The sequence below is a fragment of the Vibrio sp. 10N.261.55.A10 genome (genome assembly GCF_041470825.1).
GTDB classification, from domain to species: domain Bacteria; phylum Pseudomonadota; class Gammaproteobacteria; order Enterobacterales; family Vibrionaceae; genus Vibrio; species Vibrio crassostreae_C.
Map to the genome: position 1 here is coordinate 132,312 of NZ_JBFRNC010000007.1, position 14,193 is coordinate 146,504.

A 14,193-nucleotide genomic window follows, 5' to 3' on the forward strand; every position below is an offset into this window, starting at 1 on the left:
TAGTTGAGCAATCAATGCCAATAATGGTTTAACTTGGTTCTGCTTAGGTAGAGCCTGATTGAGGTGATATGGTCGGTTCTTTGGGGCTGTTTAGTTTAATTTTGGTCGCTGTTCTCAGCAGCATTATCGCTGTGTATTCGATGTATCAAATGCTAACTAAACAAGCACAAAATGTGGCTTTAATTCGCAGTTTCTCCCTCTCTAGCGCTTTGTTTTCCATTGGCGCTATCGTTTTACTTGGCTATGCCTTTGTAGGTGACGACTTTTCCATCCTCTATGTTGCAGAACACTCCAATACTCAATTACCCACCTTCTTCAAAATGGCCGCTGTGTGGGCTGGACATGAAGGCTCATTGCTATTTTGGGTCTTAACCATTAGCTGTTGGTCGGGTGTGATTGCCCTACAAAAGCAATATTCTTCTGAGTATCAGAGCCGCGTATTGTGGGTGATGAATGTGTTACTCGCGATATTTGCATGGTTTACCTTATTTGCTTCGAACCCATTTGAACTGAATTCGACCTTGCCACTTGAAGGGCGTGACCTTAACCCAATGCTGCAAGACGTTGGTTTGATATTCCATCCGCCTCTGTTGTATTTGGGTTATGTTGGTTTCTCTGTGGTCTTGGCATTTGCTGTGGCCGCTTTGCTGGTGGATCCGATTGAGTTCGATTGGGTCGCTCATTGTCGCAGTTGTTGTTTGGTCGCTTGGATCTTTTTAACCGCAGGGATCATTCTTGGTTCTTGGTGGGCATACTACGAGTTAGGGTGGGGTGGTTGGTGGTTCTGGGACCCGGTAGAAAATGCCAGCCTATTACCTTGGCTAACATCAACCGCTCTATTGCACAGTTTGGGTGTTGCTAAAGGCAAGCAACAGTTGCTGAAGTGGTCACTTAGCCTTGCTTTCATTACGTTTTGTTTAAGTATCCTCGGTACTTTTATTGTTCGATCTGGCGTCCTCACTTCCGTTCATGCTTTTGCTGTTGACCCAACCAAAGGTATCGCGCTGTTGCTGATACTGGTTTTGGTGTTAGTGAGTTCGTTTTCTCTTCTTATTGTTCGTGGTGAATCTTTCGAGTCGAATCCAATCACTAGCTTTGCGAGTAAAAGTTTTTTGAGTTTAGTGGCGGTACTTATATTTGTACTGGGTACGGCGGTGGTGGTGTTTGGTACCTTCTACCCAATGGTTTTTGAATTACTTGGCCTTGGAAATATCTCTGTGGGCGCACCTTACTTTAATCTTCTTATTGTGCCATTGGCTCTGCTTGCGATGGGAGTGATAGGGTTAGCGCCATTGCTCAGTATCAAACCTCAAGCGTCGAAAGGTGTGATTGGAATTATTGCCTTATTGTCTCTCTGTCTTGGCTTTGTAACTTATGTTTTGCAAGTTGAAGCGATCCAAGTGATGGTGCTAATGACATGGTCACTTGCGTTTTGGGTAGCCCTGACTCATGTTTACGGCTTAGCGGTAACGCGCAACTCTAAGTTTCAACGCAAAGTATGGGTGATGACGTTGGCGCATGTGGGTGTCGCAGTATTAGCGATAGGTGCCGCGATGAACAGTTACCATTCATTTGAGCGAAGTTACAAATTGAGCCCAGGTGAAGAGGTTGAGTTTATGGGCTGGACGCTCTCTCATCGTGATACCGAGCTCTATGTCGCCTCCAACTTTACTGCAGAAAAAGCGATACTCGAATTAGATGCTAGCGAGCAAAGCTTTTCCATCGCGCCAGAAAGAAGACACTACCAAGTTCGAGTTATGAACATGAGTGAGCCCGCAATGAAATGGTTCTGGCATGGTGATGTTTATATCACCATGGGCGAGAAAGTCGATTCCACCGCTTACGCATTTCGTGTTCAGTATAAGGCGTATGCGCGCTGGATCTGGTTTGGTGGGCTGTTCTCCATTATCGGCGCTTTGCTCTCATTGACTCATCGTAAAAAGAAAACCGTTAAGGCGTCACAGTATGCATAACAGCGTTCGTAACAAGCTAATTACTCTAATTGCCTTAGCATTGATTGTGGTGCTGGGATTTGTCTTTGCGCTTGATAATAAGCAGCAATCGACCATGGTGTCTGAACAACAAAGGGCATTTCCAGAATTTACATCGAGTGCGTTAGTGAATAGTGAAGGCGTCAGTGGTCAGCAGAAAATTACGCTTACTGATGTCACGCAGCACCCTTATCAACTGGTTAATGTATGGGCATCTTGGTGCGGGATATGTAAAACCGAACATTCATTTTTGCTTCAACTTCACGATAAAGGCATTCCCATCGTTGGGCTCAATTATCGAGATAACTCTGGGGCTGCGATTAACGTGTTATCGAACGATGGCAACCCGTACTTAACCGTGATCAGTGACCCTCAAGGCAAGTTAGCGTTAGAGTTGGGCGTAATCGGCACACCTGAAACGTATTTGGTTGATGCCAATGGCCAGATCATTAAAAAGCTATTGGGCGTGATTAATGAAATGGTATGGAAAGATGAGCTTGCGATGTATTTTGATGGTGTGAATGGATGATGAAGTCTCTAATACAAACCTTGTTTATGCTGTCAGCTCTTTTAGTGATTAGCCTTTCAACCATGGCTGAAGATCTGTTTACTGCCAGTAATACAGAGACGAGTATTCAAGTTGAACTGTTTGAGTTTGAAAACCCAGAACAACAGCAACGTGCTATTAGCTTGGCGAAAACGTTACGCTGCCCACAATGTCAAAACCAAAATCTGATTGAATCCAACTCACCAATAGCAAAAGACTTACGCCTTGTTGTGTTCAATATGGTGAAAGCAGGGAAGAGTAATAATGAGATTACTCGATATATGACGGAAAGATTTGGTGAATTTGTACTTTATAAGCCGGCGATGAAGGTTTCAAATCTATTACTTTGGTTGCTACCGAGCCTATTATTTCTCTTATTTATATATTTATCAGTAAAAAGTGTTAGGAAGAGCTCATAAAAATTGTGTATTACTGTTTACCAATTGACCTGTATTTTGTAACATTGACCGATTATAAAGGCTAAGCACTGCTATATAAGGATGTATCTGTGGATAACGTAATCTCAAATTTAAAGAAAGAGTTCCATACTCATGTCCGATCTGATAAATGGGCAGAAAAATACAGTGCAAAGTCGAGCATTTCTACGCTTACTCAAGAAGAGTTAACCGAATTAGAGAACGCTTGGGTTCAGCTTGTCATCTGGAAGCAAACTCAAGTAAGTTGATCGTTCTGTAAAAAATCGTAGTCTTAGCCGCAACTGATTAATTTATAACCCCATGTTGGTCATCCCAATGTGGGGTTTTTTCTTATGTGAAAAATAATTGTTATATTATAACAATTTGTACGAGGTCGACCTTGAAAAAAATTGTTAACAGCCTCATAGTGTCTATCATTAGATAGTTAGCTACAAAATATTGCCTAGACATATAATGTAGTGTTGTTAAATACATCGAATTTTCAAGTGAGTATAGCTATGGCGGAAGTGCGTGCCAGAATAGATTTCAAAGTAGGGGTAACAAGCAGTATAGATGCTGAACTTCTGTCTTTTCATGGATTGAAAACAGATAAAGAGCATGTTGCTGTGATATTTAAATCAGCAGACAAGACACAAGACATACCTCTTGTTCGTATGCACTCTGAGTGCCTGACTGGTGATGTTTTCCATTCTTCTCGCTGTGACTGTGGCGAGCAGTTAGACGAAACCATTAGAATTATGGGTGAGACGGGTGGGGTGATTCTTTACTTACGCCAAGAAGGTCGTGGTATTGGCTTGTACAACAAAATCGATGCGTACCGTCTGCAAAGCGAAGGCATGAACACCTATGAAGCCAACAACCACCTAGGTTTTGGCGATGACCTACGCGATTTTACTGAAGCTGCTGAAATGCTACGCGCCTTAGGTACTACAAAAATCCGCTTAGTCACCAACAACCCTAAGAAGATCAATGAGCTAAAATCTTTTGGTATTGAGATTGAAGAAGTGGTGAATACCTCTGCTCATATCAAATCGGGTAATGAAAGCTACCTGAAGGCAAAAGTCTCACACGGTAAGCATAATCTGGATATCTGATTAGCCTCTTTGTTACGCTTAACATAAAAATGTTTAAAGACCTCACATATGTGAGGTTTTTTTGTATTTATCTTGCAATAAAATTGTAAGTTTGTATTATTTCAATCCGTAGTGCAAATGATAATGGTTTGCACTATTACTACGAATAATAATTTAAAGCTCAACAAGGATGCTTCATGACCATTAAATCTTTAGTGACAAAAGCCGTAACTTCGTCACTCATTTTTGCCTCTGCTTCTTCTTTCGCAGCAGTAACTCAAGATCAAGTAGTAGAACATTACGCAGATATTGCACACGCGGTATTTGCTGATTCAGTAATTACAGCAAAAGCGTTGAACTCTTCTATTGATACCTTCTTAGCTTCTCCTTCTGCTGGCAACTTCGAACAAGTAAAACAAGCTTGGCTTGAGTCTCGCGTACCATACCAACAGTCAGAAGTTTTCCGCTTCGGCAACGCTGTTGTTGATGATTGGGAAGGCCAACTGAACGCATGGCCACTTGATGAAGGCCTGATTGATTATGTTTCGACTGATTACCAATATGAACTTGGTAACGAAGGCGCTAGCGCAAACATCGTGGCTAACAAGACTTTCCAAATTGGTCAGACTACCGTTGATGCAACCAACATCACCCCTGAGCTAATCGCAGACTTGAACGAGATCGGTGGTTCTGAAGCGAACGTAGCGTCTGGCTACCACGCAATTGAATTCCTACTTTGGGGCCAAGATTTAAACGGTACAAACAGCGGTGCAGGTGAGCGTGCTTACACTGATTTCGTTGTTGGCGCTGAGTGTACTAACGGCAACTGTGACCGTCGTGGCGCATACCTAAAAGCATCTGCTGAGCTACTTATCCAAGACCTAGAATGGATGGAAAAGCAGTGGGCTGAAGGCGAGAAAGGCAACTACCGTCAAGAGCTTCTTTCAGAATCTAGCGAGAATGGTCTTCGTAAAATGCTGTTTGGCATGGGTTCACTGTCTCTAGGTGAGCTAGCGGGTGAGCGTATGAAGGTTGCACTAGAAGCAAACTCTACTGAAGACGAGCACGATTGTTTCTCTGATAACACGCACAACTCTCACTACTACAACGAGCAAGGCATCTACAACGTTTACACGGGTCTATACAAGCGTGAAGACGGTACTCTGCTTTCCGGCCCAAGCCTGTTCGACCTAGTAGAGCAAAAAGATGAGCAAGCTGCGAAAGAGATTCAAAAGCAGTTTGACCTAGCACGTGCACAAGTAGGCGAATTAGTAACGTCTGCAGAGAAAAACAACCAGCACTTCGATCAGCTAATCGCTGCTGACAACGCTGCGGGTAATGCACTAGTAAACAAAACAATTGTTGCGCTAGTGTCTCAAACAGCGGCTATTGAGCGTGCTGCGGGTGTGATTGGCATTGATAGCCTAAACCCAGACACAGCGGATCACGAGTTCTAAGAACCCGAGCCGACACAAATGTAAGGGCTCTGATTGAGCCCTTAATTGTTTGATCCTCAAGAAAGCCACACCCACATAAAAACTAAAATCAAAAACACAGCAAGGCAATGTATGAAGTCGTATCTCTCAGCCTCACTATTAACCGCACTGTTTTTCGTATCTCCATTACACGCTCATGAAACCTACTCTGGCGGCAAAACGACCGTGAAGAAAGAAGGAGCGAACGCTTTTTCCCTTCCCGCAGCCAATCTACCAATGAGTAAGCGCTTGGATTTCAGCGTAGGTAATAGCTTCTTTAGAAACCCTTGGGTTCCTGCACCGTCATCAACCGATGCTCGTGATGGGTTAGGACCACTATTTAATACTAACGGCTGTCAAAACTGCCACATCAAAGATGGTCGTGGTCACGCGCCAGAAGAAGGAGATGAGAACGCAGTATCCATGTTGGTTCGTTTAAGCATTCCGGCTGAAACGCCTGAGCAGCGACAAGCCTTCATTCGAGATGGTGGAATTCCAGAGCCGACGTACGGCGGTCAGCTACAAGATTTTGCGCTTCAAGGTGTAAAACCAGAGGGCAAAGTGAACATTAGCTACACGGATGTTCCTGTTGAATTCAAAGACGGCACCGTCGTTACTCTGCGTAAACCCACTTTAAATATTACTGAACTTGCTTTCGGCGAGATGCATCCTAAGACCGAGTTTTCAGCTCGAGTGGCGCCGCCAATGATTGGTCTTGGTTTGCTTGAAAGTATCCCACAAGAAACGATTCTTGGATTTGCAGAGCAGCAATTGGCAGACAAACAGGGCGTGTCGGGTAAAGCCAACTATGTTCTTGATGTTCAAACCAATGAAATGGCGCTAGGTCGTTTCGGTTGGAAAGCCGGGCAGCCAAACTTAATGCAGCAAAACGCGGCGGCATTTAACGGTGACTTAGGCCTGACAAGCAGCTTATTTCCGAATGAAAACTGCACATCAGCGCAATCAACCTGTGATGATTTTCCAAATGGTGGCGAGCCAGAAGTCAGTGACAACATCTTAGATTTTGTTGAGTTCTATTCGCAGCATCTCGCGGTACCTGTTCGTCGTAATGTCGATAACCCAGCGGTTGTTCAAGGTAAAAATCTGTTCAAAGAGATTGGTTGTCAAAGCTGTCACCAAGCTGAAATTCGCACGGCAGAGCGAGAAGGTCTGTCTGCATTATCTAATCAGTTAATTAGCCCATATACCGATATGTTACTGCACGATATGGGAGAAGGCTTAGCCGACAATCGCCCAGAGTATCTAGCAAACGGTCAAGAGTGGCGCACCACGCCATTGTGGGGATTAGGCTATACCAAAGAAGTGAATGGTCACACCTTCTTACTTCATGACGGTCGTGCGAGAAATGTTATGGAAGCTGTGCTTTGGCATGGCGGTGAAGCAGAAATGGCGAAACAAAACGTTTTAGATCTTAGTAGCAGCGAGCGTGAAGCACTATTGGCGTTTTTAAACTCGTTATAAGCTGAGTTGAATTCAGTTTAGTTAACGGCTAATGACTTAAGAAAGCCGCTATTAAACCACTTAGCACCGCTGAACTTGTAGCAATACGAGGCCAGCGGTCGTTTCGCATTTAATGAACTCATATAATTAAAAGAAAAATTAGGAAGTAAGGTAACAGCATGACACATAAATTTTTGTTAATGCCTTTGTCGGCATTAATTATGGCAGGCTGCCAATCATCGGGTGAGCAAGCCGCTTCATCTGAGGTTAACGGTGTGTCTTATCAAGCAGACACGACCGACCACATCAGTCGCAGTGTCTATCAACAAGAGTTTGATTCAGCGGTGCTATTCGCGAAGCAATCGAGCGAATTAGAAGCTCTGATGCAAGGTTACTGTGAAACGGATAACGTTGAGTTAGACGCTTTGAAAGATCAATGGCAGATCACAATGAACAGCTGGATGGCACTACAAGGCCAAGAAAGAGGTCCAACAGCAGCGCTTGAAGAGAGCTGGAATGTTCAATTCTGGCCAGACAAAAAGAACACGACGGGTCTTAAGATGCGTCAGCTAACTCAGCAGAACAAAGCTTGGACTCAAGACGAAATCGCACAGCAGAGTGTGACTGTTCAAGGGCTTGGCGCCTTGGAGTGGTCTCTGTACGACGAGCAATCTCCATTGCTTCAAGACAAAGCTTCAGGTTGTCTATCTTCACAAGCTATCGCACAAAACCTGGCGATGAAATCGGCCTCTATTGCTGAAGCTTGGCAGGTTAACCCGTGGTTAGCACTGGACGAGATGCGTTGGGAATCGGAGTACATCGCTTTGTTGACCAATCAACTTGATTACAGCATGAAAAAACTGAGTCGTCCGATGGCTAAAATTGGTCATCCACGCCCTTACTTCTCGGAATCATGGCGCGCTCAAACCTCAATGACTCAGCTGAAATCGAACGTAGCGGCGCTAGAGAAATTGTACTTAGCAGATGGTAATGGTCTTGATGGTTTATTGAGAGAAAAGGGCTTAAATGACCTTGCCGATCGTGTAGCTGCCCAGTTCACGCTAACCTTAGATACTTGGCCTACAGACTCTAGCTTGTTTACTCTATTACAGAGCAAAGAGGGCTATAGAGATGTGCTGACTCAATACAACAAACTAGAACGTTTGAAGTACCTCATTCATGAAGAAGTGGCGATAGAGCTTGGCGTGGTAATAGGATTTAATGCTACCGATGGTGACTGATATTACGCGAAGAACGCTACTCAAGGCTGCACTGGGTTGTGCAGCTGTTCCATTGCTTCCGTTTGGCTGCGCTAGCCGCTCTGGTGCTGTGAGCTCATCTAGTGAGCCTCAATTAATCGGTTGTGCGCTGAATGGGCGAGGTCAATATTCAGCGGTTGTGGCTGACGAATATGGAATGCCATTGAGTCAACTGCCGATCCCAGATCGTGGTCATGGCGTCGCGATTTGCCCAACCTCATCACATGCGGTGGTGTTTGCTCGTCGTCCTGGTGACTATTTTATGGTGTTTGACTATAAAAACGGTCAGCAGATCAAAATGGTCGTGAAAGGTAACAACCGTCACTTCTATGGTCATGGCGTTTACTCATTAGATGGCAAGTTACTGTATGCCACTGAAGGGAAAACGGACAGCAGCCAAGGTGTGATTGGCGTTTACGATGTCGCGCAAGGCTATCGTAAGGTCGAAGAGTTCAGCGGTTTTGGTATTGGGCCTCATGAAGTGATCATCATGCCGGATGGTAATCTCGCGATCGGCGTTGGTGGCGTTCATACTGATGGTAGAACACCGAAAAACCTCGATTCGATGCAGCCGAGCTTGAGTTATGTTTCTCCTGAAGGTGTGTTACTTGATCAGGTTGAATTGTTGGATAAGAAGCTGAGCATTCGACACTTAGCCCATGATGGTGCTGAATCCGTGCTTTGTGGCCAGCAATATCGTGGTGAACCAGATGAGTATCCTTCGCTATTGGCGATGCATACTAAAGGCGGAAAGTTTGAATCACTGAACGCAGAGCCAGAGCAATGGGCAAGGTTCAATCACTATATCGCCAGTATTGCGGCGTCAGATGATTGGATTATTGCGACTTCGCCAAGAGGCAACTGCTACGGTATTTGGTCTAAAGAGACCAAAGAGTTAGTAGAACTCTCTGCATTATCTGATGCTTCTGGCGCTGTGCTGCTTGATGGTGAGTTTCGATTAAGCTCTGGGTCGGGCAGTGTGGTAAGCCAGAGCATGCCTTATGAGAAATCAACTCAACAATCATCGGTCCAGTGGGATAACCATTGGAGTTCAATCTGATTTATAAAGCCTCTTAAAAATAACATGCTTACTCCGATTTCTTTGCCATACTTATGAGATGGTTGGTGATGGAGTTAAGCATGTTCGCAAAATACTTCTGTGGATTATTAGTTCTAGTTTCTGTGCACGCATGGAGCTATGCGAGTTCTGACGAGAGCCGTTTCATTCCGGCGGAATCAGAACTCTCTTTCATGCTTATATATCCAGAGCTCACACAGAGTATCTATCAAGACACTTCTCTGCCTATCCTTTGGGATTCTCCTGAGCTGGTTAAAGCGTTTGAGTTCCAATTGTCGCTTCTTGAACAAGCGCAAATGGCACCACTCTTCGAGCGACAACTCAAGCAAATCCGTCACTATCAATCCCATGCTCAATGGCAAGAGTTGGACATATTACTTACCGATACTTTTATCTACTACCTGAGCTACGTTGAAAATGCGCCGCTTGCCGGTAAAGATTGGTACTTCTCGGGCAAGTTGCATTCCAAATTACCTGCGCCTTCTCCGCATATTCTGATGAGCTTAAAAAGCAGCGTTGCCAATGATTACTTATTGGAGATGGTGTTGTCTTACGCGCCGCCTGTTGGGGATTTTGACCAATTCAAAGCAACCTATTCGGTGTTAGAAACCGCCTCTGAACTCAATATTGAACGATATAGACAGAAAGGTTTGAAGCGCTTGGGTGACGAGCTTTCAGACAAGACGGTTCTTGTTGAGCGCATTGCTTTGGTTGGTGTTGATACCTCGATGATCGCGGTCGATTTTCCCAAGTTCGATCGAGATCTGCAAAAGGCGATTAAATCTTTCCAACGCATGCACGGTCTTACGGATGATGGGATCGTCGGGCCAGATACGATCAAATGGATCAATATGGGCTTTGATGATCGACTTACTTCCCTAGCATTGAACGCCGAGCGTGCCCGCTTATGGCCAAGAAATAGAGACTCACTGATTGTGGTGAATGTACCTAGTTTTGATATGAAGTATTGGGAAGATGGGGAAGAGGTTTTTGAATCTAAAGTTGTGGTTGGGAGAAAATCGAGAAAAACACCACTCTTAGAGATAAAGCTTGATTCGGTTATCTTAAATCCGACTTGGAACGTGCCATGGAAAATCATGGTTAAAGATATCTTACCTAAAGTAAAAGCCGACGAGAGTTATCTTGAAACACACAATTTTCAAGTGATCGATGGTTGGCGTTCGATGGAAACTGTCGATACTACCGAGATAGATTGGCAAACGATTAACTTTAACTCTTTTCCTTATCGAATGCGCCAGCAAGCAGGCTCTAGTAACGCATTGGGTTTGTATAAGTTCAATACGCCCAACAAGCGAGCCATCTATCTCCATGACACCCCAAGTAAAAGCTTGTTTAACGATGACTTCCGCGCCTATAGCTCTGGTTGTATTCGTGTTGAGCATGCCGAGGAACTCGCGGAGTTGTTATTTGCGACTAAGGTAAAGAAAGTGCCGAATCAGGATGATGAACTTGCGCCCAATACTAAGGTTCGTCTCAAGAAGCGAATTCCAGTGCATATCATTTATCAAACCGTGTTGTTTGAAGAAGGAGGCATACAATACCGCGGTGATATCTACCAATATGATAAAGAGGGCGGTTGATTGAAATATGGTCAAGAAAGGTGATCTTGACTGAAAAATGACAACCAAGCTTCTATTGATAAAATTATAATGAGTATCAATAACTAACCGTGCAAAGGTTACAAATACTAACGTTTTGCACGGTTTTTGTACGTTGACGCAGCAAATTCCATTATGTATCGTGCATTTTTCGTTCGATCTAATTGGTTTTTTTGCTGTATGTCTCAAAGTTTATTTTCACGCCGTCAGTTTCTGACTTACGCTGGTGGTACTGCTGTAGTCGCCTCTCTTACTCCTTCTATCGCTTTCGCTTCATACCCGGATCAACCAAGAACGATTAGCATGAACAATCTTCACACTGGTGAGCGATTAGAGACTTGTTATTTCGATGGCACTAACTATGTTGGTGACGAGATGGCACGCCTTAGCAAACTGTGCCGTGACTTCCGCCGCAATGAGATTCATCCAATGGATAAGAACCTGTTTGATCAGATCACTCAGATTCAAAATGTACTGGGTATTCAAAAAGAAGTTCAAATCATCTCTGGCTACCGCTCTCCAGCAACCAACGAAGCGTTGCGCTCTAAGTCGAGTGGTGTCGCTAAAAAGAGCTATCACATGCTTGGTAAAGCGATCGATTTTCGTATCGATGGTGTTGATTTAAAGGAACTGAGAGACGTAGCTAAAAGTCTGCAAGCAGGTGGTGTTGGTTATTACGCTCGTAGTAACTTCATCCACATTGATACTGGTCCAGTTCGCAGCTGGTAGAGCTAAGCTGAGTTATTGAGTGATACGGTAGGCACTTGTCAAAGTAGACATCCAATGTCATAGTTTGCCCAAATTTCAGTTTGTTCTAATAATTCGGTTTATTGCTGCTCAGTTTGTTGCTGTTTAGTTTGTTATTGTTGGGTTTGTTGCCAATAACATAGCGATATTCGAGTTGTTCACCAGATTCGCTCTTTAAGGTTTGTATATGTCTCTTAAGTATCAAGTTGTACCTGTTACCTCTTTTTCTCAGAACTGCTCGATTGTGTGGTGTGATGAAACCATGGAAGGCATCGTTGTCGATCCGGGCGGTGATGTTCAACAACTCGCGGCTATCATTGAAGAACTCGGTGTTAAGGTTGTGAACTTGGTACTGACGCACGGTCACTTAGATCATGTTGGCGGTACGGTACCACTTGCTGAGATCTTGAAGGTTGAAATTGTGGGCCCGCATAAGGCAGACAACTTCTGGCTACAAGGTCTAGAGAATCAAAGTCAGATGTTTGGTTTCCCACTGTGTAAAGCTTTTGAACCAAACACTTGGTTAGAAGAGGGCGACAAAGTCACTTTTGGTAATCAAGTGATTGATGTGATTCACACGCCGGGCCACACGCCAGGTCACGTTGTACTGTTCAGTGAGCAAGCTCGTTTAGCGTTTGTGGGTGATGTGTTGTTTAACGGCGCAATTGGCCGTACTGACTTCCCACAAGGTGACTTCAATACGCTTATCGCTTCAATCAAGACTAAGCTTTGGCCACTAGGCAGTGACGTAACATTCGTTCCGGGCCATGGTCCTGAATCGACATTCGGTCGCGAGCGTGCATCAAACCCGTTCGTCGCAGATGAAATGCCTCTGTACTAATTAAATCTTTGATTTTCCAAACGATTATTTGTGTCGATTGATTGAAAATGAAGCTTAGCTTTTGTCCTGAAAGCTAAGCTTTTTTATTGTGTGTGAACTTACTGGTAAACCTTAATCAGAAAGACGTTCAGCGGCAGCCAAGTAGCGTCGAGCCAGCCCCACAAACTCTTCTCCACTCATATTCAAATCATGGGTTGATATGAAAATGTCATAACCGTGGAAGCCCCTTTGATATTTCATTCTGTTGGCAAGCATCGCCTGCAATCCAGAATAGTTTTTAATCACCGCGTTTGGACTGTTTGTCTCATTCGGTGAATCAAGGTTGTCCTGTGATTGGTTATCGTTGAAATTTACGTTGTCGGTATTCTGCGACTCTTTGTATTGGCTTAGTTCGACACAGCCACTTTCAGTACAACGCGCATGGTAATGCGATGAGTCGAGAACCATATCCTCAAAGTTGGACTCTTTGCCTGCTTGTTTGGCTCCTAAGTACAAAAGTGCTCGTTGGCTGAGCAATAATTCACAAGTTATTTTAGGGCAAATCGAATCGAGGTAGAGCGAGTAATCTTTTACTTTAATTCCGACCCAGGGCAGAGGTTGATGCCAACCATCTTGTTCATAAGTGCAAAGACCAATTTTTTGGATGTTACTCCATTTTAAAACCCAACCCCCTTTGTAAAAGTGCTGCTGAAAATGAGTCGGGGTAAGTGTGAACATCACTCGGCTGCGCAGCATCAAATAGTAGCCAGTTCCCAGAAGCGCAATACTGCAAAAAGCACCCACGATCAGTAACTTTGGATTGTCACTGTAGAGCGAAACGATCAAGCAAATGAAGCCTAAAATAATGGCGAGGATACGGTACGAGCGAGTGAATGAAGGCAAAGAGAAATTACTAAGGTGACGAGTGTCCATAGGTAACACCAAGTTTTCATATTTTTGTCTGGATGGATAACCAGTGTATATGACCCTGAATTGATAAGTCGATGTTTAAATAATAGACGCTAGTAGACAATATCGGTATTTTTCGTCGACTTTCGACGCTTCACTCTACAAATAGCTCCTGTTTTTTGGTATAAATCGCGCTTCAAATTTTCACCACTGCGAAAAGAGCAGTGAACTGGAGAAATATTCAATGAGACTTGCTCATAAGCGTAAGGTGCAGGCTAAACTGCAGAAACGCACTAAAGCGGCTGTAGTTAAAGCAGTGGCAACGCCGAAAAAAGCGAAGCCTGTCGCAGAGAAAGTTGTAGCAGAAAAAACTGTAGCAGCAAAACCAGCGGTAGAGAAAGCAGTAGCAGCAACTAAAGAAGTTGCAGTAGCACTGACTCCTAAGCAACAACAAGTTCTAGACATCGTTGTTAGCAATGCTGAAGGCATTAACCCTAAAGGTATCGGCCTAGAAGCTGGTCAAGAAGACGCGAAAGCAGCTTCATGGGCAACAGGCGCATTGAAAAAACTTCTTGAAGAAAACCTAGTAGCGAAAGAGCAGCTAGCAGGTAACAAGGTTATCTACAAAGCTATCTAATCCTGTGGGATTACATTCGCTTCGTTAAGTTTTTAAGCCTCGATTTTCGAGGCTTTTTTGTATCTGGCACATTATGCCAAGTCCGAGCCCAAATCCAAGCCTAAACCTAGGCTCTATAATCTCAATTCCAATTCGATATA

The 14,193-nt window shown here is 44.1% G+C and carries 14 protein-coding genes; 13 read left to right on the forward strand and 1 reads right to left on the reverse strand.

Going from position 1 to position 14,193, the window contains the following annotated elements:
• Positions 1–68 precede the first annotated feature (68 nt).
• The 12 genes from AB4274_RS02210 to AB4274_RS02265 all read left to right on the forward strand — a co-directional run bounded on the left by AB4274_RS02210 (position 69) and on the right by AB4274_RS02265 (position 12,528).
• Positions 69–1,973 (forward strand): heme lyase CcmF/NrfE family subunit, encoded by a 1,905-nt coding sequence (locus AB4274_RS02210; protein ID WP_372110776.1) that lies wholly within the window; start codon positions 69–71, stop codon positions 1,971–1,973.
• On the forward strand, positions 1,966–2,520 hold the full coding sequence (locus AB4274_RS02215) for a DsbE family thiol:disulfide interchange protein (protein ID WP_372110778.1): 555 nt from the start codon (positions 1,966–1,968) through the stop codon (positions 2,518–2,520). The genes AB4274_RS02210 and AB4274_RS02215 overlap by 8 nt, the downstream gene beginning before the upstream one ends.
• Positions 2,517–2,957 carry a heme lyase NrfEFG subunit NrfF gene (gene nrfF, locus AB4274_RS02220; RefSeq protein WP_017063564.1) on the forward strand — a complete coding sequence of 147 codons (441 nt, stop codon included), beginning with the start codon at positions 2,517–2,519 and terminating at the stop codon, positions 2,955–2,957. The genes AB4274_RS02215 and nrfF overlap by 4 nt, the downstream gene beginning before the upstream one ends.
• Positions 2,958–3,046: 89 nt before the next feature.
• Entirely contained in the window at positions 3,047–3,223 is a 177-nt protein-coding gene (locus tag AB4274_RS02225) for a hypothetical protein (RefSeq protein WP_017063565.1), read from the forward strand.
• A 249-nt stretch (positions 3,224–3,472) separates the two neighbouring features.
• Positions 3,473–4,069 (forward strand): GTP cyclohydrolase II, encoded by a 597-nt coding sequence (ribA, locus tag AB4274_RS02230; protein ID WP_009848836.1) that lies wholly within the window; start codon positions 3,473–3,475, stop codon positions 4,067–4,069.
• Positions 4,070–4,245: 176 nt separating this feature from the next.
• Positions 4,246–5,505 (forward strand): imelysin family protein, encoded by a 1,260-nt coding sequence (locus AB4274_RS02235; protein ID WP_017063566.1) that lies wholly within the window; start codon positions 4,246–4,248, stop codon positions 5,503–5,505.
• Between the two features lie 111 nt (positions 5,506–5,616).
• Positions 5,617–7,005, forward strand: coding sequence for a di-heme oxidoredictase family protein (locus AB4274_RS02240; RefSeq protein WP_372110781.1), 1,389 nt, complete (start codon positions 5,617–5,619; stop codon positions 7,003–7,005).
• Positions 7,006–7,163: 158 nt separating this feature from the next.
• Positions 7,164–8,225, forward strand: coding sequence for an imelysin family protein (locus AB4274_RS02245; RefSeq protein ID WP_372110784.1), 1,062 nt, complete (start codon positions 7,164–7,166; stop codon positions 8,223–8,225).
• On the forward strand, positions 8,215–9,303 hold the full coding sequence (locus AB4274_RS02250) for a DUF1513 domain-containing protein (protein ID WP_372110786.1): 1,089 nt from the start codon (positions 8,215–8,217) through the stop codon (positions 9,301–9,303). The genes AB4274_RS02245 and AB4274_RS02250 overlap by 11 nt, the downstream gene beginning before the upstream one ends.
• Before the next feature lie 80 nt (positions 9,304–9,383).
• Positions 9,384–10,922, forward strand: coding sequence for a murein L,D-transpeptidase (locus AB4274_RS02255; protein ID WP_372110789.1), 1,539 nt, complete (start codon positions 9,384–9,386; stop codon positions 10,920–10,922).
• Between the two features lie 198 nt (positions 10,923–11,120).
• Complete coding sequence (locus tag AB4274_RS02260) at positions 11,121–11,669, forward strand: YcbK family protein (protein WP_017060953.1); 549 nt, start codon at positions 11,121–11,123, stop codon at positions 11,667–11,669.
• A 205-nt stretch (positions 11,670–11,874) separates the two neighbouring features.
• The gene (locus AB4274_RS02265) at positions 11,875–12,528 is read left to right on the forward strand and encodes an MBL fold metallo-hydrolase (RefSeq protein WP_017060954.1); all 654 of its coding nucleotides are present in this window, start codon (positions 11,875–11,877) and stop codon (positions 12,526–12,528) included.
• A gap of 111 nt (positions 12,529–12,639) precedes the next feature.
• Here the strand turns inward: AB4274_RS02265 and AB4274_RS02270 are convergent, their stop codons facing one another.
• Positions 12,640–13,440 carry a DUF2982 domain-containing protein gene (locus tag AB4274_RS02270; protein ID WP_372110792.1) on the reverse strand — a complete coding sequence of 267 codons (801 nt, stop codon included), beginning with the start codon at positions 13,438–13,440 and terminating at the stop codon, positions 12,640–12,642.
• Positions 13,441–13,660: 220 nt separating this feature from the next.
• Between AB4274_RS02270 and AB4274_RS02275 the strand changes: the two genes are divergently transcribed.
• Positions 13,661–14,053 carry a hypothetical protein gene (locus AB4274_RS02275; RefSeq protein ID WP_017060956.1) on the forward strand — a complete coding sequence of 131 codons (393 nt, stop codon included), beginning with the start codon at positions 13,661–13,663 and terminating at the stop codon, positions 14,051–14,053.
• Positions 14,054–14,193 lie beyond the last annotated feature (140 nt).

What these genes read in the sequence shown, in the direction of transcription:
- AB4274_RS02210 (WP_372110776.1), top strand. Translation starts at nt 69, where the DNA reads ATGGTCGGTTCTTTGGGGCTGTTTAGTTTAATTTTGGTCGCTGTTCTC.
- AB4274_RS02215 (WP_372110778.1), top strand. Translation starts at nt 1,966, where the DNA reads ATGCATAACAGCGTTCGTAACAAGCTAATTACTCTAATTGCCTTAGCA.
- nrfF (WP_017063564.1), top strand. Translation starts at nt 2,517, where the DNA reads ATGATGAAGTCTCTAATACAAACCTTGTTTATGCTGTCAGCTCTTTTA.
- ribA (WP_009848836.1), top strand. Translation starts at nt 3,473, where the DNA reads ATGGCGGAAGTGCGTGCCAGAATAGATTTCAAAGTAGGGGTAACAAGC.
- AB4274_RS02235 (WP_017063566.1), top strand. Translation starts at nt 4,246, where the DNA reads ATGACCATTAAATCTTTAGTGACAAAAGCCGTAACTTCGTCACTCATT.
- AB4274_RS02240 (WP_372110781.1), top strand. Translation starts at nt 5,617, where the DNA reads ATGAAGTCGTATCTCTCAGCCTCACTATTAACCGCACTGTTTTTCGTA.
- AB4274_RS02245 (WP_372110784.1), top strand. Translation starts at nt 7,164, where the DNA reads ATGACACATAAATTTTTGTTAATGCCTTTGTCGGCATTAATTATGGCA.
- AB4274_RS02250 (WP_372110786.1), top strand. Translation starts at nt 8,215, where the DNA reads ATGGTGACTGATATTACGCGAAGAACGCTACTCAAGGCTGCACTGGGT.
- AB4274_RS02255 (WP_372110789.1), top strand. Translation starts at nt 9,384, where the DNA reads ATGTTCGCAAAATACTTCTGTGGATTATTAGTTCTAGTTTCTGTGCAC.
- AB4274_RS02260 (WP_017060953.1), top strand. Translation starts at nt 11,121, where the DNA reads ATGTCTCAAAGTTTATTTTCACGCCGTCAGTTTCTGACTTACGCTGGT.
- AB4274_RS02265 (WP_017060954.1), top strand. Translation starts at nt 11,875, where the DNA reads ATGTCTCTTAAGTATCAAGTTGTACCTGTTACCTCTTTTTCTCAGAAC.
- AB4274_RS02270 (WP_372110792.1), bottom strand. Translation starts at nt 13,440, where the DNA reads ATGGACACTCGTCACCTTAGTAATTTCTCTTTGCCTTCATTCACTCGC.
- AB4274_RS02275 (WP_017060956.1), top strand. Translation starts at nt 13,661, where the DNA reads ATGAGACTTGCTCATAAGCGTAAGGTGCAGGCTAAACTGCAGAAACGC.